This is a genomic window from Hydrocarboniphaga effusa AP103, assembly GCF_000271305.1.
Classification (GTDB): Bacteria; Pseudomonadota; Gammaproteobacteria; order Nevskiales; family Nevskiaceae; genus Hydrocarboniphaga; species Hydrocarboniphaga effusa.
In genome coordinates, this window is record NZ_AKGD01000002.1 from 1,078,479 (window position 1) to 1,099,548 (window position 21,070).

General features: G+C 65.6%; 15 protein-coding genes. 13 read left to right on the forward strand and 2 right to left on the reverse strand.

Going from position 1 to position 21,070, the window contains the following annotated elements:
- Nucleotides 1-153 precede the first annotated feature (153 nt).
- Nucleotides 154-2,064: a sigma-54-dependent Fis family transcriptional regulator gene (locus tag WQQ_RS16120; RefSeq protein ID WP_040454256.1), complete on the forward strand. Its 1,911-nt coding sequence runs from the start codon at nucleotides 154-156 to the stop codon at nucleotides 2,062-2,064.
- Nucleotides 2,065-2,073: 9 nt separating this feature from the next.
- Here the strand turns inward: WQQ_RS16120 and WQQ_RS16125 are convergent, their stop codons facing one another.
- Together WQQ_RS16125 and WQQ_RS16130 are read right to left on the reverse strand one after the other, a co-directional pair.
- Nucleotides 2,074-2,742, reverse strand: a complete 669-nt coding sequence (locus tag WQQ_RS16125) for a glutathione S-transferase family protein (RefSeq protein WP_007186295.1) — start codon at nucleotides 2,740-2,742, stop codon at nucleotides 2,074-2,076.
- A gap of 31 nt (nucleotides 2,743-2,773) precedes the next feature.
- Nucleotides 2,774-3,595, reverse strand: a complete 822-nt coding sequence (locus tag WQQ_RS16130; RefSeq protein WP_007186296.1) for an ion transporter — start codon at nucleotides 3,593-3,595, stop codon at nucleotides 2,774-2,776.
- A gap of 210 nt (nucleotides 3,596-3,805) precedes the next feature.
- Between WQQ_RS16130 and WQQ_RS23185 the strand changes: the two genes are divergently transcribed.
- From WQQ_RS23185 to WQQ_RS16190, 12 genes are all read left to right on the forward strand, one after another.
- A complete protein-coding gene (locus WQQ_RS23185; RefSeq protein ID WP_157534718.1) occupies nucleotides 3,806-4,546 on the forward strand; it encodes an MbnP family protein in 741 nt (246 codons plus the stop codon).
- A gap of 3 nt (nucleotides 4,547-4,549) precedes the next feature.
- Nucleotides 4,550-5,587 (forward strand): cytochrome-c peroxidase, encoded by a 1,038-nt coding sequence (locus WQQ_RS16140; protein ID WP_007186298.1) that lies wholly within the window; start codon nucleotides 4,550-4,552, stop codon nucleotides 5,585-5,587.
- Between the two features lie 115 nt (nucleotides 5,588-5,702).
- The gene (locus WQQ_RS16145; RefSeq protein WP_157534719.1) at nucleotides 5,703-6,131 is read left to right on the forward strand and encodes a hypothetical protein; all 429 of its coding nucleotides are present in this window, start codon (nucleotides 5,703-5,705) and stop codon (nucleotides 6,129-6,131) included.
- A 7-nt stretch (nucleotides 6,132-6,138) separates the two neighbouring features.
- Nucleotides 6,139-9,273: an efflux RND transporter permease subunit gene (locus WQQ_RS16150; protein WP_007186300.1), complete on the forward strand. Its 3,135-nt coding sequence runs from the start codon at nucleotides 6,139-6,141 to the stop codon at nucleotides 9,271-9,273.
- A 254-nt stretch (nucleotides 9,274-9,527) separates the two neighbouring features.
- Nucleotides 9,528-12,311: a hypothetical protein gene (locus tag WQQ_RS16155; protein ID WP_007186301.1), complete on the forward strand. Its 2,784-nt coding sequence runs from the start codon at nucleotides 9,528-9,530 to the stop codon at nucleotides 12,309-12,311.
- 183 nt (nucleotides 12,312-12,494) lie between these two features.
- Entirely contained in the window at nucleotides 12,495-13,355 is an 861-nt protein-coding gene (locus WQQ_RS16160; protein ID WP_050997709.1) for a peptidylprolyl isomerase, read from the forward strand.
- Nucleotides 13,352-14,044 carry an ankyrin repeat domain-containing protein gene (locus tag WQQ_RS23190; protein WP_007186303.1) on the forward strand — a complete coding sequence of 231 codons (693 nt, stop codon included), beginning with the start codon at nucleotides 13,352-13,354 and terminating at the stop codon, nucleotides 14,042-14,044. Before WQQ_RS16160 ends, WQQ_RS23190 begins: the two co-directional genes overlap by 4 nt.
- Nucleotides 14,045-14,066: 22 nt before the next feature.
- Nucleotides 14,067-15,113 carry an efflux RND transporter periplasmic adaptor subunit gene (locus WQQ_RS16170; protein WP_007186304.1) on the forward strand — a complete coding sequence of 349 codons (1,047 nt, stop codon included), beginning with the start codon at nucleotides 14,067-14,069 and terminating at the stop codon, nucleotides 15,111-15,113.
- Entirely contained in the window at nucleotides 15,110-16,213 is a 1,104-nt protein-coding gene (locus WQQ_RS16175) for an efflux RND transporter periplasmic adaptor subunit (RefSeq protein ID WP_007186305.1), read from the forward strand. Before WQQ_RS16170 ends, WQQ_RS16175 begins: the two co-directional genes overlap by 4 nt.
- The gene (locus tag WQQ_RS16180; RefSeq protein WP_237715070.1) at nucleotides 16,210-18,630 is read left to right on the forward strand and encodes a TonB-dependent receptor; all 2,421 of its coding nucleotides are present in this window, start codon (nucleotides 16,210-16,212) and stop codon (nucleotides 18,628-18,630) included. Before WQQ_RS16175 ends, WQQ_RS16180 begins: the two co-directional genes overlap by 4 nt.
- Before the next feature lie 54 nt (nucleotides 18,631-18,684).
- Nucleotides 18,685-19,383 (forward strand): MBL fold metallo-hydrolase, encoded by a 699-nt coding sequence (locus WQQ_RS16185; RefSeq protein ID WP_007186307.1) that lies wholly within the window; start codon nucleotides 18,685-18,687, stop codon nucleotides 19,381-19,383.
- A gap of 122 nt (nucleotides 19,384-19,505) precedes the next feature.
- Complete coding sequence (locus WQQ_RS16190) at nucleotides 19,506-20,600, forward strand: type I restriction endonuclease (protein ID WP_007186308.1); 1,095 nt, start codon at nucleotides 19,506-19,508, stop codon at nucleotides 20,598-20,600.
- Nucleotides 20,601-21,070 lie beyond the last annotated feature (470 nt).

A 21,070-nucleotide genomic window follows, 5' to 3' on the forward strand; every position in this document is an offset into this window, starting at 1 on the left:
AATCACGGATCGCTGCGGAAATACAGCAGTGGATCAAGGTGTTAAGTCGCCGAGAAAAGGCTCGCGAGAGGGCCGCGCATAGAGCGACTGTTTTATTTCGAAACAGGTGTGGTGACGCACCGTATTGAAGTAGATCGATGTACTGGAGGAGTCATGCGGACGAACGACACAGAGTTCGAGCGCCGGCTTACGCTGGCGCGCAATTTGTTCGAAGACGGCAGAGAGGTGCCGCAGCAACTGGTTTCGGATGCGGTTTTCAGGTCATGGGAGCGATCGCGCAGCAATGGTTTGGTGGCTTCCCACCGCGCACTCTTCAACGCCGTATCGGTCGGTGACCGCCGCCGCGTGCAGGAACGCAATCGTGTGCTGCTCGATCATGCGGAGCCCGAGATGCAACGCCTGTTCGGCGTGCTCGAAAACGCGAACTGGGTGGTGGCCTGTGTCGACGAACGCGGTTTCGTGGTGCGATCGATGGGGGAATCGAATCCGGCTTGCCGTGATCTCGGCAACGTGTTTCGTCCTGGCGTGAACGTGGGCGAGCGGGCCGCCGGAACCACCGGCCCGGGCTGTGCGCTCGCCGACGGGCGTCTGGTGGCGATCTGCGGCAGCGAGCATTTCCTCGAAGAAGCACGCCCGTTCTCCTGCGCGGCGGCGCCGATCTTCGATCCGAAGGGACAGTTGATCGGAGCGCTCGATGCTTCGCGCCTGCACGACGGGCGACCGATCGGTGTGCTCGAGGCGATCGCCTTGACCGCGCGCTCGATCGAGAACCGCATGGTGACCGCGCTCGGCGGAGCGTTCTGCCTGAGCTTTCATTACAGCGCCGAATTCAGCGGCTCGTCGTTGCGCGGCCTGCTGTCGTTCTCCGAAGACGGCTTGCTGCTCGGCGCCAATCCGGCGGCCCGGCAGATGCTGGATCTGGCTCAACTGCCGGAATGGACGTTCGAGCATCTGTTCGGCGAATCGCTCTCGCGCACGCTCGACAGGCTGCGCCGCAATCGCAGCGAGCCGACGCTGATCGAAGCGGCCAATGGTTTGAGACTGCAGGCACGCGTCGATACGGTGAAGCGTGTCGGCGACGCCGACCGATCGGTGCTGATGCCCGCCGGAGCGCAGCAGCCCGCGGCGATGCACGTCGATCCGACCGTGGCGCCTTTGCTGTCGATGGCGCGTCGCGCCTTCTTTCACGATGTCCCGATTCTGATCAACGGCGAAACCGGAACCGGCAAGGAAATGCTGGCTCAATCGCTGCACGCCGAGGGTCCGCGCCGCAACGGGCCCTTCGTTGCGGTGAACTGCTCATCGATTCCGGCGAGCCTGATCGAATCGGAGTTGTTCGGTTACGAGCCGGGAGCCTTCACGGGTGCGCGCCGCGGCGGCATGGCGGGCAAGTTCGAGCAAGCCAATCGCGGCACGTTGTTTCTCGACGAGATCGGCGACATGCCGCTGGAGATGCAGGCCCGGCTGTTGCGCGTTCTGCAGGAGCAGCAGCTGACGCGGCTCGGCGGCTCGCAGACCATTCAATTGCGGTTCTCGTTGATCTGCGCGACGCATCGCGACCTCGCCGAGCGCGTGGGGCAAGCCAGCTTTCGCGAGGATCTCTACTACCGCATCAATGGATTGCGCGTAGAGCTTCCGCCGCTGCGCCAGCGCAAGGACATCGATGCATTGATCGAAGCCCTGCTGGCTCTCGAAGCCGGAGCCCGCAAAGCGCCGAGACTGTCGGCACAGGCGAGGCAGGCGCTGCGCGATCACCCATGGCCCGGCAACGTGCGCGAACTGCGCCACGCGCTGCGACTCGGTGTCGCCCTGTGCGAGCACGGGGTGATCGAACTCGAGCATCTGCCCGCGACGATCGGCGTGGCTCGGCCTGCTGCGGCGTCGGCAACGGCCGACGGCTCGCTCGAACAGGCCGAACGAGAGGCCGTGCGCCTCGCGCTGGCCCGTCACGAGGGCAATGTATCGGCCACGGCGCGCACGCTCGGCATCGCGCGGGCGACGCTTTATCGCAAGCTCAAGCAGTTCGGGCTGTATGAGGAAGCGTCCACCCCCGACGAGGACTGAGGAGAATCCCTAGCCGAGAATGTTGTAAGGCCCACCTTTCTCGAGCGCTCGCCGATACGCCGGCCGCGACTGGATGCGTTCGACGAAGGCCTTGATGCGCGGACGCGGTGCGCCGCCGCCGGCACGCGCGCTCGCGGCTTCGAGCGGAAAGCTCATCTGGAAGTCGGCGCCGGTGAGGTCGTCGCAGACCAACCACTGGCTCTTGCCGAGTTCGGCTTCGACGTAATCGAGATGCAGCTTGAGCTGCGGTCCGAGAAAGGCCTGCTCGACGCCGCCGACGATGGCCCGGCCGATCGGCCGGATCAGCGCGGGCGTGCGGCCCGGAACGGTCGACAGCACGAGCTTCATGACCAGCAGCGGCATCAGCGAGCCTTCGGCGTAGTGCAGCCAGTAGCGATAGCGCAGGAACTCCGGCGTGCCGGCGGCCGGCAGGAACCGGCCGTGGCCGTAGCGCTCGAGCAGGTATTCGATGATTGCGCCCGATTCGGCGATCACCAGGCCGTCGTCGGACAGCAGCGGCGACTTGCCGAGCGGATGCACGGCCCTGAGCTCGGGCGGTGCGAGCATGGTCTTGGCGTTGCGCTCGTAGCGCTTGATCTCATACGCAATGCCGAGCTCTTCGAGCAGCCACAGAATACGCTGCGAACGCGAGTTGTTGAGATGGTGCAGCGTGAGCATGACGTTCTCCTGCGTCTGTATTTTGGGGAGGTCAGCGGGGTTCGCGATGGTGCTGCATCTCGTGTTCGCTTTCCTTGACGGCTTCCTTGACCGCGATCGTGCTGCGAATCTGGTCGAGCGTCTCGAACAGCACGTCGGCGACGAAGCGATCCGCGCGCGGATCGCGCAGCAGATCGCTGCTCACGCGCAGAGCCGCGTCGACCGCAGCTTCCATGATGTCGTCGTAGAACGGGATCCGACGGAAGCGTCCGGCGGTGGGGTCCTGCTTGACCTTGTCGAGAATCAGTCGGCGCAGCTCGGGCCTGTTGCGATCGAGCGCCTTGACCACGTTGGCCGTGTAGGTGCCCTTGTGCAGCACCTGCTCCACCTCTTCGAGCACCGCGAGCGTCACCGCGCCGCTGATCGAGCTCACGAGATCGCGCTTGAGGCGGCTCGTGAAGCGATAGAAGTACTCGTCGCCGAGCGTGCGGTCCACCGCCATGCCGACGCGCGAGACCAGCACCACCACGCGCAGTACCCGCAGCAAGCGGAACGCGCGCAGCGCCGGGTGCTGTACCGGAATCATGCCGAGCACGTCGTACCAGTTGCGGCGCACGTAGGCCCATGTCCAGCCGGCCCGGCGCCAGCGCCAGAGGAACTCGAGCGCAAACACGGCGCAGATGGTGGTGTCGGCCCCGAACACGAAGTACAGCTGTGCTTCGTCGAGCGGCCAGAGCCATTCCCAGCCAAGCAGCCCGAGCGAGGCCACTGCGAGCACCAGCATGACCCAGTCGAGCGCGGGGATGCGTCGCAGCACTTCGGCCAGCGAAGCGGGGGGAGCCGATGGCTCAGGCGTGGCCGGATCGGGAGTCATCGAAGGGCTCACGGGTGATCGCCAGTAGCAAAACAGGCTTTGAACGCAGCTGAACTGTTCATTTTTGACATATAAGAATCGCGAAATATTCCTTCGCAAGCTTACAGGGCTTGCCTAGAGTCGCCGCTTTCCGAGCCGGGAGTCAGGTCGATGGAAGCGGCGAACCGCGCTGCACGTTCAGCTTGTGCCCTGCTGATGGGAGCGCTGTCATTGACCGCGCTGTCCGCCTGCGGTGGCGGAGCCGACGAGGGCCTGCCGCTGCGCCTCGAGATTAGCCACGCCCTGGCCGGACAGCCGCTGAAGCTCGGCCAGGAAACGGCGCTGCCGACCAGCGAGCACCTGAGCGTCGATCACCTGCGCTATTACCTGAGCAACTTCCGCCTGCACGGCATCGATGGCCGCTGGTCCGCGGCGGCCCACAGCGATGCCGATGCGCGCGGCTATTTTCTCGTCGACGAAAGCCAGCCCACGTCCAAGCTGTTCGACATCGCCGGATTCGGCAAAGGCGAGTACGACGGCATCGAGTTCGTGATCGGCGTCGACGCGGCACGCAACTCGGCCGGCGTGCAGGGCGGGGCGCTCGATCCGGCGCAGGGCATGTTCTGGACCTGGAACACCGGCTACATCTTCTTCAAGCTCGAAGGGCATTCGCCCGAGTCGAGCGCGCGCAACCAGATCGTGGAGTACCACATCGGCGGCTCGCGCGAGCCGACGCCGGCTCGAACGGTGGTCCTGCCGCTCGGCGTGAAACCCGTGAAGCTCGATCCCAAGCTGGTCGCCACCGTGCACCTGCAAGGCGAGCTCGCGACGCTGTTCGAAGGCGAGCCCGGCCTGCGTATCGCCGACAAGCCGACGATCATGGACCCGGCCGCAGGCGCAACGGTGGCCGACCGCTATGCCGGCATGTTCCGTGTCGATCACATCCATCACGAGCCGCGGCGCGATCGCTGATCCATGCGCCGGCTGCTGCTGTGGTCATTCGTCGCGATGAGCCTCGTCGCCGCCGGCGCCGCGTTCGCGGCCCGGCATGAGCCGATCGCGCGCTGGCTGCTGCAATGGAAAACGCCGCAGCTGCGCGTGCCCGAAGGCTGGCCACAGCCGGTCTACGACGCGCAAGACAACCCGATCACACGCGCCGGCTTCGAGCTCGGGCGCAAACTGTTCTACGACCCGCAGCTGTCGATCGACGGCAGCGTTTCGTGCGCGAGCTGTCACCAGCAGTTCGCCGCGTTCGCGCACTACGACCATGCGCTGAGCCACGGGCTCGGCGGCGTCAACGGAACACGCAATGCGCCTGCATTGTTCAATCTCGCCTGGCAGCGCAGCTTCATGTGGGACGGCGCGGTGACGCATCTGGAGCTGCAACCGCTCGCGCCGCTCGGCAATCCGGTCGAAATGGGCGAAACGCTGCCGCACGTGCTCGAAAAGCTGCGCGCCGATGCCGCGTATGCGCCGCTGTTCGAAGCCGCTTTCGGCACGCCGGCGATCGACTCGCAGCATTTTCTGCGCTCGCTCGCGCAGTTTCTGTCGACGCTGATTTCGGATCAATCGCGCTACGACCGCGTGATCGCCGGCAGGCAGAGCTTCAGCGCAGAGCAAGCACGCGGCCTGGATGTGTATCGCGCGCGCTGTGCGGGTTGCCACGCCGAGCCCTTGTTCACCGATGGCGCGTTTCATCGCAACGGCATCGCGAGCGACGACCTGGGCCGTTCCGCGATCAGCGGCGATGCGCAGGATCGTGGTCGCATGCGCACGCCGAGCTTGCGCAATCTCGCCAACAGCGGGCCGTACATGCATGACGGTCGTTTCGACACGCTCGAGCAGGTGCTCGCGCATTACGCGCACGGTATCCGCGATGCGGCATCCCAGGACGCGCTGCTCGAACCCGCTTCCCGACTCAAGGACGAGGAGATCGGCGATCTGCTCGCCTTCCTCGACACGCTCAATGACGAGAAATTTCTCGATGATCCGCGTTTCGCCGAACCGCGCTGAACCTGCCTTGCCGGCACGCTGGCGTTCGACCGCGTGCCTCGCCTTGCTTGCATGCGCGGTATCGGCGACGCCTGTCTTCGCCCACGAAGGCCACGATCACGGTGACGGGCCCGTCGTGCAGCAGCAACAACTGGCGCCGAGGCTCACGCACGCATCCGCCAGGCTCGAAGTGGTTGCGCTGCTGCACGGGCACGATCTGCTGATTTATGCGGACGACTACGCGAGCAATGCGCCGGTTCCCGGTTTGCGCGTCGATGTGCGCACGTCCGGGCGTCTCATTCAGGCGCTCGAAACCGAGCCCGGACTCTACCGTGCGAGCTTGCAGATCGAGCCGCAGGAAGCCGAAGTTCAGCTCGAAGTGAGCTTGAGCGGCGAAGGCATTGCCGAACATTTCGGCGGCAGGCTCGCAGTCGATGAACGCGCTGGCGAAGCTGCGAAAACGACATCGGGCAACACGCTCATCGCGGCGACGGTAGCGGGCATGGCGGCATTGTCCTTGCTGATCATCGGCGCGCTGGTGCTGCGCAGACGACGCGCCGCGTGAGACGCGCATGATCGCCGCCCTCGTCGAATGGAGCCTGCGCCAGCGCGGGCTTGTGCTCGGGCTCGCCGTGGTTCTGCTCGTGCTCGGCGTGACGCGGCTCGCACAGGTTCCGGTGGACGTGCTGCCCGAACTCGCGCGGCCCACCGTCAGCGTGCAGGCCGAGGCGCCCGAACTCGCGGCCGAAGACGTCGAAGCGCAAGTCGCGGTGCCGATCGAAACCGCGCTCGCCGGCCTGCCGGGCCTGCAACGCCTGCGTTCCACTTCGACACCGGGCCTCGCGCTCGTGCAGGCCGAGTTCGAATGGGGCGCCGATCTGTATCGCCAGCGCCAGCTCGTGACCGAGCGGCTCGAAGCTTCGCGCAATCGCTGGCCCGCCGACGTGCAGCCGAGGCTGGGACCGGTCAGTTCGCTGATGGGTGAGATCATGCTGATCGCGGTGCGCTCGCCGAAGCAGGCGACCGACGCGTCCGCGCTGCGTGACTGGGCCGATTGGGTCGGTCGCCCGGCGCTGCTCGCGGTGCCCGGCGTGGCGCAGGTGCTCGCGATCGGCGGCGAATTGCGGCAGTACGAAATTCGTCCCGATGCCGAACGCATGCGCCTGCACGGCGTGCGCCTGAACGACATCACCGAAGCGGCGCGCGGCTCCGGCCGCGACGGCGGCGCGGGCATCGTTGAATCGTCGTCGGGCGATGAAGTGGTGTTGCGCACCACCGGCGGGCGCTTCGATTTCAAGACCCTGCGCGACCTCGCGGTGGGCTGGCGCGACGGCGCGCCGATTCGTCTGGGCCAGGTCGCCGAAGTGGGCGAGGGCTACAAGCTCAAGCGCGGCGATGCGGGCGTCGACGGCGAGCCCGCAGTGATCCTGTCGGTGCAGAAGCAGCCCGATGTCGACACGCTGACGCTCACGCGGCGCATCGAGCAGCGCTTGCGAGAGCTGCAGGCTTCGCTGCCCGGCGATGCGATCGCGACGCCGGTGTTCGAGCAGGCCGATTTCATCGCCGCGTCGGTCGGCAACGTGCGCGATGCGCTGTTGCATGCGGCGATCATCGCGACGCTCGTGCTGCTGCTGTTTCTCGCCAGCGGGCGGGCGACGCTGGCCGCCGCGGTCGCGATTCCGCTGTCGCTGGTGTCGGCCGTGCTCGCGCTGCAGGCACTCGGGCTGACGATCGACACGATGAGCCTCGGTGGCCTGGCGATCGCGGTCGGCGAACTCATTGACGACGCCGTCGTCGGTGTCGAGAACGTGATGCGACGCCTGCGCGAGAACCGCGAGGCTTCGTCACCGAAGCCAGCCTTGCGCATCATCGCGCAGGCGACCAGCGAAGTGCGCACCGGCATTCTGTACGCCACCGTCATCATCGTGCTGACGATCGCGCCGGTGCTCGCGCTCGGCGGACTCGCCGGGCGCCTGTTCGAACCGCTCGCGCTCTCGTACATCGTCGCCATTCTCGCGAGCCTGCTGATGGCGCTCACGGTGACGCCGGCGCTGTGCCTGCTCGGTCTCGGCGAGCGGCTCGTCACCGGCGAGCCGCGCTGGCTGCTGCGGCTGCGCTGCGTCTACGAGCGTGCGCTGGTTCGCGTGCTCGATGCCTCGCGCAGCCTGCCGGCGCTCGTCGCGCTGCTGCTCGCGATCGTCTCGGTGGTCGCGCTGATGGTGCTGCCGCGCAGCTTCCTGCCGGCCTTCAGCGAGCGCACGCTGACCGTGAATCTGGTGCTCGAACCCGGCATCGGCCTGCCCGACTCGCAGCGCGTCGCGCTGACCGCCGAACGGCTGATGCTCGAAATTCCGGGCGTGGCATCGGTGGCGCATCGCACCGGTCGCGCCGAAGCCGACGAGCATGCCGAAGGCGTGCACTACTCCGAGTTCGACGTGCATCTGCGCGACGCGAGCATCGCGCGCGATCGAACCGCTGATGCGATCCGCGAGCGGCTCGCGGCCCTGCCGGGAAGCGTGTCGATCGGCCAGCCGATCACCCACCGGCTCGATCATGTGCTCTCGGGCGTGCGCGCCCCGCTCGCGATCAAGCTGGTCGGCGACGATCTGCCGACGCTGCGCTCGCTCGCGAGCGAGTTCGCCACGCGACTGGCCGACGACGAGAGGCTGACCGATGTGCAGATCGAAAAGCAGAACGAGATCAGCCAGTGGCAGGCGCAGGTCGACAGCTCCCGCGCTGGCGCTTACGGGCTTTCGGCAGCGCAGGTGCAGCGCACGCTCGCCAGGCTCGTGAGCGGCGAAACGCTGGCGCAGATCGTCGATGGCGAGCGCCGTTTCGATCTCGTGCTGCGCCTCGGCGAAGCCGAGCGCGAACCCTCGCGGCTCGGTGAACAACTCATCGACGCGCCGGCCGGGCCGGTGCCGCTGTCGTGGATCGCGGACATCGAGCGCAAGCCGGGACCGAACCAGATCATGCGCGAAAACCTGCGCAGACGACTCGTGGTCTCGGCGTCTGCGGCAGGCGATCTCGATGCGGCCGAGCAGGCCTTGCGCGAGGCGGTCGAGCGCATCGCCCTGCCGCCGGGCAACGAGGCGCGCATCGAGGGCGAGTTCGCCGAGCGCCGGCAAAGCCTGCAGCGCCTGTTCGTGCTCGGCGGGCTGTCGTTGCTGCTGATGGCGATGGTCATCCACCTGCGCTACCGCGATGTGCGGCTCACGCTGATCGTCATGAGCGTGGTGCCGTTGTCGGCGGTCGGGGGCCTGCTGGCCTTGCTGATCACCGCGACACCGCTGACGGTGGCGAGCGCCGTGGGCTTCGTGACCTTGAGCGGCATCGCGGCTCGCAATGCGCTGCTCAAGATCAGCCACTGCCTGAACCTTTCGATCGAATCGGGAAGGGCTCCGGATCGCGCGCTGCTGCTGCGGGCGGCATCCGAAAGGCTGGTGCCGGTGCTCATGACCGCATCGATCGCGGCGGCCGCACTGGCGCCGTTGCTGGTCTCGGCCGATGCGCCCGGCAAGGAGATTTTGCATCCGGTGGCGGTCGTGGTGTTCGGCGGATTGCTGTCGGCGACGCTGCTCGACAGCTTTCTGACGCCGTGGCTGCTCGAGCGTTATGCCCTGGCCGCGATCGAGCGATTACGCCTGCAAAACCAGCATAAAAGCGTGGTGCCGCTGGCCGACACCGGCGTTGATTCGCGCTTTTAGAAAGTACGCGGTGGTACGGGCCAGCCCTTAGAACCAAACGCGTTTTTGCCGCGCTCAAAAAGTCTAATTGAAGGTGAACCAACTGTCGGGTGCTGAGGTTATCGTGGCGCCACCGCAGGGAGCGGCAGGCGAACGAAGCCAGGCAACCTCACGAGAGGAGTGAGTGCTGACGATTGCATCCCATTCGAATTGCCAATCAGACACTCAAGGAGTCTTCACAAATGAGCGTTACCAAACGCCGCACCCGAAGGGGGGTGCCAAAGGCTTGGACCACGGTAGCGAGCGCCGCATTCGGCGCCGCGCTGCTGTCGGCCAATGCCGCATCGATCGCCGCACCGGTGCAAGCTTCAGCGCTGCTCGGTGGCCTCAGCAATGCGGTCAACAACACGCTGGGCACCGTTGCCTCGAACCTCAACGGCAGCAAGCAGAGCACCAGCACGCGCGACGCCGTCGCCAAGGCTACGGGCGGAGCCGCGCAGCCGGCCATCAACAAGTACACCGGCGCCGTGATTCCGAACGGATCGGTGCTGCTGCTGTGGACCGGTGACGGTTGCGCCTCTCCGGTCTGCAACCCCTCCACCGCGCAAGACTTCCTCGCCGTCGTCGACGCCGAACCCAACTCGACGACCTACGGCAACGTGATCTGGACCGCGGAGCTTCCGAGCCTGCTGCTCGGCAGCATCGGCGGTGGCATCCCCAACGCGCTGCGCACGGATTCGCACAACGATCCGCATCACATGCTCGCGTACACCTCGTACATCTCCGATGGCAGCGACGGCCTTGCGGCCGGCCGCAAATACACCTTCGCCGGCGGCGTGATCACCAAGAACGTGTTCCGCTACGACATCACCAGCGTCCGCAGCATCAAGAAAGCGGAGCTCGCGGTGTGCGGGTCGCAGGTGAAGCGCTCCTCGCTGACCGACGACTTCATCGTCATGCCGTCGCAGGGCGGCGGTCACAAGATCCTTTACACCTACATGGGCAACTACGCCTATGCCCCGGGTGGAACGGTCACCGAAATCGAGCCGAGCCGTACCGCGCCGACCGCGCTGGGTGCCTGCTTGCCGGCGGTGCCGGACGTGGTCGCCCTCACCACCGAGACGATCAAGCAGTTCGGCATTCTCGGCGCGCTGCCGCAGAGCCCGGACGACGGTCCGCTGCTCGGCCACGCGGGCATCACCGAGTATCCCGGCACGGTCAAGGCCGATCAGCCGCGCAACCCGACCAACTACACGAGCTACCCGGATCAGCGCGCTTCGCGCCAGTCCAATCAGGGCCTGTTCTTCCTCGGCAACTACGACGCCGGTCTGGAATCCGTGCCGCACGGCATGGCGCTGACCTACGACGGCAAGTACCTGGCGACCTCCGACTACGCGGTTCCGGCTTCGATCGGCGCTGCGGCCGTCAACGGTGCACTGGGCGCTCTGTGCGGACAGGATCAGCAGCTCGGCGGCATCGGTCCGCTCGGCATCTGCGGTTCGAGCTTCGGTGCGTCGGTGCGCGTCTGGGAGACCAGTGGCACGTACACCAAGGGCAAGACCAAGGATTCGCTCAAGCCGGCCAACGTCTACAAGAACAATCCGTACCTGCGCTCGGTCAGCGCGGTGCCGGATGGTCCGCGTATCGAGCCGATCCTGATCCATGAGGAAAACGAAGGCCTGATGGCGTTCGGTCTTCCGCACCAGTCGCATCACTGCGTCGGTCAGAAGGGTTGGATCAACAACGGTGACGCCAGCTACGACGCCGCCGTGTCTCCGGCCGGTGTCGCGGCCAACGCGGCTTCGAACGTGAATGCCCAGGGCTGCTCCGAAGGCTCGAGCAACCACGTTCCGCACAAGGGCGCCTTCACGGCGAGCATGTGCGGTGGCGTGCTGTTCTACAGCCCGGACATCACGCTGCGCGGTGACGAGTACAACGTCTACGGTGGCAAGGGTCCGTACTGGCGCCCGATCTACGACGTGGGTCCGTGCACCGGCGTTTCGTACTTCTCGATCTCGGATGACGACCGCTTCCTGATCCTGCCGATCTCGGGCATAGAAAGCCCGGCTTCGATCGATCCGGCCGGCAGCGTCGATTTCGATCGCGACTATCCGCGTGAACACAGCCGTCGCGTGCTGACGGTCGACGTTCGTCCGCTGCTCGCCAAGGGCAAGGCCGATACGCAGGCCACCAAGATCCAGTGCGATTTCCCGGCAGCCGATGCTTCGCGTACCGCCAACACCACGCTGGGTCTGCGTGCTGCGCGTCTCGATAAGTCGGGCGGCGTCAGCGGCCGCTTCAACGTGCTCAAGCACAACAACGAAGCGGATGATTGCCCGCGTATTCGCGGCGTGATCGGTCAGTTCGAAACCGGCCCCAACGGCGAAGGCGCGATCACCTCGCTGTCGTCCAACGTCACCCAGCCGGGCACCGGATACGCGCGTCTGGCCGAACTGGTTCCGGAGCTGCGCAACCTCAATCTCGGCGGCATCTTCCTCGATGCGACCAAGACCGGCGGCGAGCCTTCCGGCACCGGCGGCGCTCCGGGCAGCGGCAACCTCAACTCGCTGCAGAACATGTACACGCACGGTGGTCCGCACTTCACCAACATCGACCGCGTCGGCTACCAGAAGCTGCCGAACGGCGAGGGCGGTTACAAGGATCTGCGTCCGAGCGCGCTGGGCCTGCCGCGCAACCAGGTGGAAGGCGGAGCGGAAGTCAGCGGCGTCGATCGCTACCTGTTCATCCAGTACTTCGTCGAGCTGCAGCACGTGCCGCTGCCGGGCACGGGTTCGGACGGCGATCGCACGGTCTGCATCGGCAAGGTCGATCGCACCACCGGCGCGACGGTGCTCGACACCTCGTTCACCGACGAGCTGCTCGGCACGCCCTGCCTCGACTTCGACAGCGCGGCGCGCGATGCCTGGTACTGGCCTGGCGAGCGTGGTGCCAAGGGCGGCGCCAAGCCGCACGCGGGCATCTTCGAGCGTGACGGCGCCAACCTGTTCGGCCCGGGCTACTTCCCGGCCAAGCCGGTGAACCCGGACGGCGATCTGTAAAGCCGGTTTCTCGTTGAAGTTTGTCGCAATGGCGTCATGCGCCAGCCTTGCCCGCCCGCGAGTCTTCGCGGGCGGGCAAGCGCTTTAGACGAATTTACTCAGGAGTCACCCGTGGTCCGAGTTCCCGATTTTCGAACTGTGAATTTTCGAACTGTGATTAAAGTCGTTCCGATGGCGGCTGCAATGAGCGCCACGATCATCGCCGGCGCCGCGCTGGCGGACGACCAAGCCGTATCCCCGAATGCAGGGCTCGCCGCCGACATCGTCGTCAACGGCCAGCCGATCAGCGTCAATCACGTCAAATTGATGGCCGGCGGCCTCGACGTGAATTCGCAGGGCGAGCGCGTCGCCTCTCCCGAGGATGCGCAGCGCGCCGCGCGCGCCGAGCTCATCACCGAAGAAGTGCTCGCACAGGCCGCGAAGAAGAAGGGCATCGACAAGCGCGCCGACGTCGTCGACCAGCTCGCGTATCAGCAGCGCGCGATTCTCTCGCGTGCCTATCTCGAAGATTATTTCGAGCAGAACCCCGTCAACGACGCGACGCTCAAGGCCGCTTATGAATGGAAGCGCGCCAACAACAAGATCGTCGAGTACAAGGTGCGCCAGATCCTGGTCACGTCCGACGCCGTCGGGCGCGAAGTGATCGCCGCGCTCAACAAGGGCGAAGACTTCGCCAGCGTCGCCAAGAAATACACGCAGGATCCGGGCGGCCAGAACAATGGTGGTGATCTGGGCTGGTTCCGCCCGGACATCTTCGTCGACCATCACTTCACCGACGAAATCGAATCGCTCAAGAAAGGCCAGTACAGCAAGGCTCCGGTGCGCAGCCGCTTCGGCTGGCACATCGTCAAGATCGAGGACGGCCCGCGCGTGATCGCCAAGCCGCAGCCTTACGAGGCGCTCGACGACAGCGTGCGCGAAGCCCTGCGCCAGCGTGGCGCACAGCAGCAGATCGAAAGCCTGACCACCAAGCTCACCGCCGAGGCCAAGGTCACCGGCCCGGGCGCTGCGGGCTCCGTCAACCAGAAGAGCGCCAAACGATGAACCGCCCGTTTTCCCTCGCCTTACCGCTGATCTCGAGCGCGCTGGCGCTCGCACTCGCCGCCTGCGCGCATGCGCCGGCCGAGCCGTCCAAGTCCGAGGCGAAGAACGTCGCGGCCGCCGAGCCCGAGCTGTCGCCGCACGATCGGCAGATCTTCTTCATCAACGATGTGCGCCGTGGCAACTGCGATGCGATCGCGCCTGCGCTCGCCAGGGGCGCCGACATCAATGGCTACGATTCGCTCGACCAGACCGCGCTGATCGCCGCCGTGAGCCAGGGCCACCTCGACTGCGTCACCCAGTTGCTCGACAAGGGCGCGGACGTGAATCTCGCCGACCACGCCGGCTGGAGCCCGCTGATCCATGCTTCGTACTTCGGCGCGAATCTCGACTTGATGGTGCTGCTGCTCGACCGCGGCGCCAACGTCAACGCGCAGAACGGCCGCGGACTCACCGGGCTGTACCTGGCGACCGCTGCCGGCCACGAGCTCAGCGTGCGCCTGCTGCTCGCCAAGGGCGCGGACACCCAGCTCGCATCGCAGTCGGGCTACACGCCCTTGCGCGTCGCGCAGCTGCGCGGCCTCGATCGCATCGCCGCGCTGCTCGAAGGCAAGCAGGTTCCGCTGCAGCCGACGAACGCCGCGGCTCCGGCTGCGAGCACGGCCAAGCCCGCTGCGACGACGGCTCGCTAAAGAGAACGGGCTGGCTCATCGCATGCGCGCGGCGACGCTGCTGATCGGATGCTGTGCGCTTTGGCCGGTGCCGGGGTCGGCTGGGGCACCCGCTGCGCTCGATATCGACAAGGCGCAGCAGCGTCGCCTGCAGCTGCGCACGGTCGAGGCGGTCGATAACGAAAGCCGCGCCATCGCCGCGCGCGTGATCGCCAACCCGCGCTCGCTCTGGCGGGTGTCGGCCGACCAGCGCGGTCTCGTCGAGCCGCCCGAGCGCGGCTTTCCGAATGCCGGCGATCGCGTCGAAAAAGGCCAGTTGCTGGCCTGGCTCAGGCCGGCCGTCAGCGACGGCCAATGGCGCGATCTGCAGGGCCAGCACGCTGCTGCGCAGCGCCAGTTCGAAATCGCCGACCTGAAGATCCACCGCTTCGACATGGACGTGGCGCAGCAGATCGACATCCAGCTGCCGACGCCGTCGATTCAGCTGATCGCCGACTACCACGGCAGCGAGGCACGCCGCGCCGTGCTCGACAAGGCGCTCGCGCATCGCATCGCGCTCAAGGCTCCGGTGTCGGGGCGCCTGCTCGATACGCTCGCGCAATCGGGCGGCGTCGCGCTGGCCGGAACCGCGCTGTTCGAAGGGCTCGTCGAAACCGATGCGGCGGCATCGAGCCTGCTCGTCGAAGTGCTTTGCGATGCTGATGCGCTCGATACGCGCGCAGCCAGGCAGGCCTTGCGTGCGGATGGCTCGGCGCTCGCGCTCGAATGGGTCGGCGAGGCTTTCGATTCCACGCTGCGCCGGCAACGCGTCTGGTATTCGGCTCCGACTTCCGACCTGCAGGTCGGCGAGCCTTTGCGCATCGAACTCGCAGCGCGCCAGGCGCAGCCCCGGCTGCCGCGCAGCAGTGTGTTTTCGTCCGATGGAAACCGCTGGGTCTGGGTGCACGAATCGGCCGAGCGCTTCGTTGCGCGTGCGGTTTCGCTGGCCGAGGCCGACATGGGCTCGGTGGCGGTGAGCGCAGGCTTGAGGCCCGGCGATCGCGTGGTGGCCGACGCCGGCGCGCTGCTCAAGCGGAGCGCCTCGCGGTGAAATTCATCGTTCTGATTTTGCTCGGCGCCTTGTTGCCGGGCGCCGCCGCGGCTGCGGAAGCGGCGCCATCGGCAGTATCGCTGAGCTTGTCCAAACCCTTGCAGCGCTCGCTCGCGATCACCACGCTGACGATCGCCGCGGATGCCAAACCCACGCTGCAGCAGGCCTGGGGCGAAATCGTTTCTCAGCCCTCAGGGCCGGGCTTCGTTCAGGCCGCGCAGGCCGGAAGGCTCGTCGCCCCCGCGACCGGCTGGCCCTTGCCCGGCGACGCATTGCGCGCCGGCCAGACGCTGGCCCTGCTCGAGCCCGTGCTCGACCTGGCCGAGCGTTCGCGCCGCGAGGCCCAGCTCGCCGAGCTCACGCAGCGGCAGTTCATCGCCAAGATCAACGTCGATCGACTGGCCTTGCAATCGCAGGCGCGCATGGCGGCCGACGACAAGGCCAATCTCTATTTCGAAGAAGCCAGGGCCGAGGCGAGGTCGCTTGAAGAACAGATCGGCTTCCTGAGGCAAAGCCTGCAATCGCGCATCGAGATTCGCGCAGCCGAAGCGGGCGTCGTACAGCGCAGCCTGGTGTCCGCAGGGTCGGTCGTCGAAGGCGGGCAGCGCCTGTTCGAGCTGCGCGTGCAGGCGGCTCCGCGTTTGGCCTGGCGCCGCTACCAGGCGCCGAACGGCGAGCTGCAAGCCCAGGCGCTCATGCTGCAAGGCGATGCGATCGCCCTCAAGCCGGCCGGCTACGGCGTGGCCGCCGATGGCCTGGGCTGGACGCTGTGGATGGACTTCGCGAGCGCGCCGAAGACTCCGCTGGCAATCGGCGAGCTCGTGCGCCTGCGCTACAGCGAGCCGGCCGGATCGACACGCGCATCCGTCGTGCTGCCGCGTCGCTGCGTGCAGGGCAGCGGAAACAATACCTTCGTCTGGCTGCATGTCGGTGCCGAGCGCTTCGAGCGCCGCGCGGTGCAGCTGCGTTCGCAGGATGCTGGCTCCTTGAACGAGGACAGCGTCGCAATCGACTCAGGACTGGCTCCGCAAGATCGCGTCGTCGATCGCGGCGCTTCGCTGTTGACACAATATCGAATCCCTACAAGCACGCCATCATGAACTCGTTTCGTCGCCTTCCCAGCGCTTCCGTCGTCCCGATGTTGCTCGCGCTCGCCACTCCGGTTGCCGCGCAAACCGAAAATGCAGAACCCGCGCAGGCGACTTCATCCGAAGTGGGCACCGTGCCGGTCGAAGTGGGCGAGCAGGCGGCTCCGTTGCAGCAGCCCGACAGCGACACGCCGACCACGCCGGTGTTTCTCGAGGAAGTGATCGTCACCGCGCGCAAGCGCGAAGAGCCCTTGCAGGACGTGCCCGTATCGATCTCGGCGTTCTCGGGCGCCCAGCTCGATGCGCGCGGTGTGGTCGATGTGCGCGATCTCGCGCAAGCCGTGCCGGGCCTGCAGTTCAGTGATCTGGGCGGCTACAACCTGATCTATCTGCGCGGCATCGGCACCGACATCTTCATTCCGTCGGCGGAGCCCAGCGTGGCGACGTATCTCGACGGCGTCTACTTTCCGTCGGGCCATAGCATCGCGCAGTCGTTCGGCGCGATCGAGCGCATCGAAGTGCTCAAGGGCCCGCAGGGCACGCTGTTCGGGCGCAACTCCACGGGCGGTGCGATCGCGATCTTCTCCGAGCAGCCCGGGCCCGAGACCACCGGATCGGTCCAGACCAGCTACGGCAATTTCGGCGACACGCGCACGCGCGGTCACCTCAATCTCGCGCTCGGCGAAGGCTTCGCAACGAGCGTGTCGGCGTTCTACAACCGGCGTGACAGCTACTACGACTGGGACAACGCCAACGGCGACGAACTGCCGTCGGAGATCAACAAGGGCGCGCGCGTGCGCGTCGGCATGGAGTTCACCGACAACCTCAAGCTCACGCTGACCGGGCTTGCGGCGCAATCGCGAGGCACCAGCACGACGGTGGCGGCGAACGTCGACCCGACCGGTTTTCTCGGCGCGACGCTGCCGGCCGAGACGCGCGATTACGTCATCACCGCGAATTCGCAGCCCAAGCTCACGACCGATACCTACGCGTACTACGGGCAGTTCGATTGGCACCATCCGGGCGTCGACATCAAGCTGCTCGGCAGCTTCTACAAGGTGCGCGCCTACGATTACGTCTACGACTTCGACGGCACCCGCCAGCCGATCGCGACCTACGGCGCAGACAGCGAATTCCAGCGCTTCACCACCAGCGAACTGCAGTTCACGTCCAACGACGAAAGCTGGGGTTCGGACTGGTTCAAATGGGTGGGCGGCCTGTATTACCTGAAGAGCCGCGGGGGTTACGATCCGGGCTATCTGCGCCTGCTCGACTTCGTGCAGCTGCCGATCGACAACCTCGTCGGCGCGCTGCCGGAGCCGGTGCGCGGGCCGCTCGATGCCTTGCTCGGGGGGCTGCCGGATTCGCTGACCTTCTACTTCACGGGCCTGCTCGACACCGAATCGTATTCGGCCTACGCGCAAAGCACGGTGAGCCTGACCGATTGGTTCGATGTCACGCTGGGCGGCCGCTGGCAGCACGAGACACGCGAGCTCGTCATGTCGAGAGTCGATGTCGGCACGCCCGACGCCAGCATCAACTACTCGTTCAACCCGGCCAAGACCAGCGCCAACAACTTCTCGCCGAAGGTGTCGCTGGACTTTCGTCCGGTGAAGGACGTGCTGCTCTACACCTCGTTCCAGCAGGGCTACAAGAGCGGCACGTACAACATCATCAACATCTTCGCCCAGCCCGAATACGTGAAGCCCGAGCGCGTCACGTCCTACGAACTGGGCCTCAAGTCGGATTGGTTCAAGCGCACGCTGCGCTTCAATGCGGCGCTGTTCCAGAACGACATCAAGAACCTGCAGTCGGGCTTCATGTCGTTTACCTCGGGCGGCGCGGTGAATCTCGAAAACGCGGGCAAGGCGCGCATCCGTGGCGCCGAGATCGAACTCGCGTGGCAGCCGCTGCCGAACTTCGATCCGGGCCTGACGCTCGGCGGCAATGCGAGCTGGCTCAAGGCCAAGTATCGCGACTACACCAACGCGCGCGGCTTCTGCGAGCGCGACGGCGAAGTGGAGAACCAGCCCGAATCCTGCAACGCCCTGCCGGACGGCCTGGCCTACGACAACGGCGACTTCTCGGGCAACCGCATCGTCCGCACGCCCAAGTTCAGCGGCAACTTCAGCCTGAGCCAGAGCTTCGAGATTCCGGGCGGCCCGATCGAAATCGCCGGCGATTACTACTACAACTCGGGCTATTACTACCTCGCGCAGAACACGCCGAACACCTTCGAAGACGCCTTCGACATCATCAACGCGCGGATCAGCTATCTGTATCGTCCGTGGTCGCTGCGCGCGACGGTGTTCGGCGCCAATCTGGGCGACGAGCGCTACAACCTCGCGCAGTTCCATACCGATTTCGGCCGTCACGATTCGCTTGCGCCACCGCGCACCTGGGGGCTACGGCTGAACTGGGATTTCTGAGCGCGGTCTCAAGATCAAGGGTAACGCGCCGCGAGGCACACCGAGGACGACGACATGCTGTTCCGCCAATTCTTCGAACGCGAGTCGAGCACGTATACGTACCTGCTGGCCTCGCGCGTCGGCGGCGAGGCGCTGATCATCGATCCGGTGATCGAGCAGGCTCCGATGCTGCTCGAAACCATCGGTGAGTTGGGCCTCAAGCTCGTCGTCGCCATCGACACGCACACGCACGCGGACCACATCACCGCGCTCGGCTCGCTGCGCGAATCCACCGCCTGCATGACGCTGATGGGCGATCGCACGCGGGCCGATTGCGTGAGTCATCGCTTTGCGGACGGCGAGCGCATCGCCATCGACGGCCTGAGCCTGCGCGCGATCTATACGCCGGGGCATACCGACGACTCGTTCAGCCTGCTGACCGAAGGGCGGGGCCCGCAGCGGGTCTTCACCGGCGACGTGCTGCTGATTCGCGGTAGCGGCCGCACCGATTTCCAGAATGGCGATGCCCACGCCGCCTACGATTCGATCTTCAACCGCCTGCTCACGCTCCCCGACGACACCTTGCTGTACCCGGCCCACGATTACCGCGGCCGCACGGTGTCCACGATCGGCGAAGAGCGTCGCCACAACCCGCGCTTGCAGGTCGGCAGCGCCGGGGAGTACGCACGCCTGATGGACGCCCTCGACCTTGCTCCACCCAAGCTCATGGATGTGGCGGTGCCGGCGAACCTGCGTTGCGGGCGCCTGAGCTGATGCGGACGGGGTTCAGCCCCCGTGCGTGGACTTCATCGGGCATTGGTCTTCTGTGATCGAATGCCGGCCTGAGCTCGGCGGCCCCTTATAGAGTCCAGTTTTACTGGAACAGGGGAGCCCCGATGGATCTGCTGGACAAGCTGCGCGAGCTGTCGGCTCGCGCCAATCGCATCCGCGCGAGCATTCAAACCGAAGAAGCCTGCAAGAACGCTTTCATCATGCCGTTTCTCGGGGCCCTGGGTTACGACGTCTTCAACCCGGAAGAAGTGGTTCCCGAGTTCGTCGCGGACGTTGGAATCAAGAAAGGCGAGAAGGTGGACTACGCCGTGCGCAAGGACGGCAAGATCATCATGCTCGTCGAATGCAAATGGAATGGCCGCATCCTGAGCGTGGAGAATGCCTCGCAGCTGTTCCGCTATTTCGTGGTGACTTCGGCGCGTTGCGCGATTCTGACCAATGGGCTGGTGTTTCAGTTCTACACGGATATCGATGAGCCCAACAAAATGGACACTCATCCTTTCTTCGTCTTCAACCTGCTCGATTTCACCGAGGCGCACGTCGATGAGCTACGCCGCTTCGCACGCGACAGCTTCGACATCAACTCGGTCATCAGCGCCGCAGCCGCAATGAAGTACACCAACCAGGTGAAGCGCCTGCTGAGCGATGAACTCGCGTCGCCTTCCGATGGCTTCGTCAAACTGTTCACCGCCAGGATCGTGCAGGGGCGCAGCACGCAATCGGTGATCGAGCAGTTCGGGCCGATCGTACAGCGAGCCTTCAACGAGTTCATTCGAGACCGCATCAGCGATCGGCTCAAATCCGCGCTGCGTGACGAGGCGCCACAGGTACTCGATAGCCAGCCGCTGGAGCAGGCGGTCATCGCCGCAGGGCCGGCAGCCGAGACGACGCCGGCGGAGATCGTGACGACCGACGATGAGCTCGAGGGCTATCGAATCGTGCGTGCAATCTGCCGCGAACTCGTCGATGTCAAACGCGTGGTGATGCGTGACGCCAAGAGCTACTGCGCGATCCTGCTCGACGACAACAATCGCAAGCCGATCGCTCGCCTGCATTTCAATGCGCAGTCGAAACGCTATATCGGAGTGTTCGCGGCCAAGGTCGAAGAGCGCATCGAGATCACGGGTCTCGACGATATCTACGCCCAAGCCGATAAGCTCAAGGCCGCGGTCAAAGAGTACGAGTCGGGCACGGCTTGAGTGAAGTACTGTTGTATGAGGGCATTTTGCGATTCGCAGACGGCTCGCCGTTCGAGATTGCTTCGGCAAAGATGATCTGTGATCCGGTTGCAAGAAAATAAGGCGCCGTGCGACGGAAATGCGTGTGAAAGAAGGGCCGGCTGGATCTGGCAGCGAGGCTTTTCCTTCTGAGATGGTGAAGGCGCGAGAGACCGTTGAAACCGTGACCGGCCGGGTCACGCCGGCTTGATCCGGGCTTGATCTCGCCGCGTCACATCCTCCAGTTGCTAAAGAAGACGCTGTTGCCGGAGCGAAGAGTATCGAGTCGATGGCTGCAAGCATCGACCGTTAGGGAAGAGGGAACGACATTGATCGCCATCATTTCGTCGCCAAGGTTTGGCGGTTGGATGAACCGAGGCGCGCTACAAGCCAGTCGATCAGCATCTGTCCAAGTTGCTCGGCCCGTGACGACGCGCGAGCCGGAACGCCGA

Bases quoted from the DNA above. Each gene is read 5' to 3' on its own strand.
- WQQ_RS16120 (WP_040454256.1), top strand. From the start codon at position 154: ATGCGGACGAACGACACAGAGTTCGAGCGCCGGCTTACGCTGGCGCGC.
- WQQ_RS16125 (WP_007186295.1), bottom strand. From the start codon at position 2,742: ATGCTCACGCTGCACCATCTCAACAACTCGCGTTCGCAGCGTATTCTG.
- WQQ_RS16130 (WP_007186296.1), bottom strand. From the start codon at position 3,595: ATGACTCCCGATCCGGCCACGCCTGAGCCATCGGCTCCCCCCGCTTCG.
- WQQ_RS16140 (WP_007186298.1), top strand. From the start codon at position 4,550: ATGCGCCGGCTGCTGCTGTGGTCATTCGTCGCGATGAGCCTCGTCGCC.
- WQQ_RS16150 (WP_007186300.1), top strand. From the start codon at position 6,139: ATGATCGCCGCCCTCGTCGAATGGAGCCTGCGCCAGCGCGGGCTTGTG.
- WQQ_RS16160 (WP_050997709.1), top strand. From the start codon at position 12,495: ATGAGCGCCACGATCATCGCCGGCGCCGCGCTGGCGGACGACCAAGCC.
- WQQ_RS23190 (WP_007186303.1), top strand. From the start codon at position 13,352: ATGAACCGCCCGTTTTCCCTCGCCTTACCGCTGATCTCGAGCGCGCTG.
- WQQ_RS16170 (WP_007186304.1), top strand. From the start codon at position 14,067: ATGCGCGCGGCGACGCTGCTGATCGGATGCTGTGCGCTTTGGCCGGTG.
- WQQ_RS16180 (WP_237715070.1), top strand. From the start codon at position 16,210: ATGAACTCGTTTCGTCGCCTTCCCAGCGCTTCCGTCGTCCCGATGTTG.
- WQQ_RS16185 (WP_007186307.1), top strand. From the start codon at position 18,685: ATGCTGTTCCGCCAATTCTTCGAACGCGAGTCGAGCACGTATACGTAC.
- WQQ_RS16190 (WP_007186308.1), top strand. From the start codon at position 19,506: ATGGATCTGCTGGACAAGCTGCGCGAGCTGTCGGCTCGCGCCAATCGC.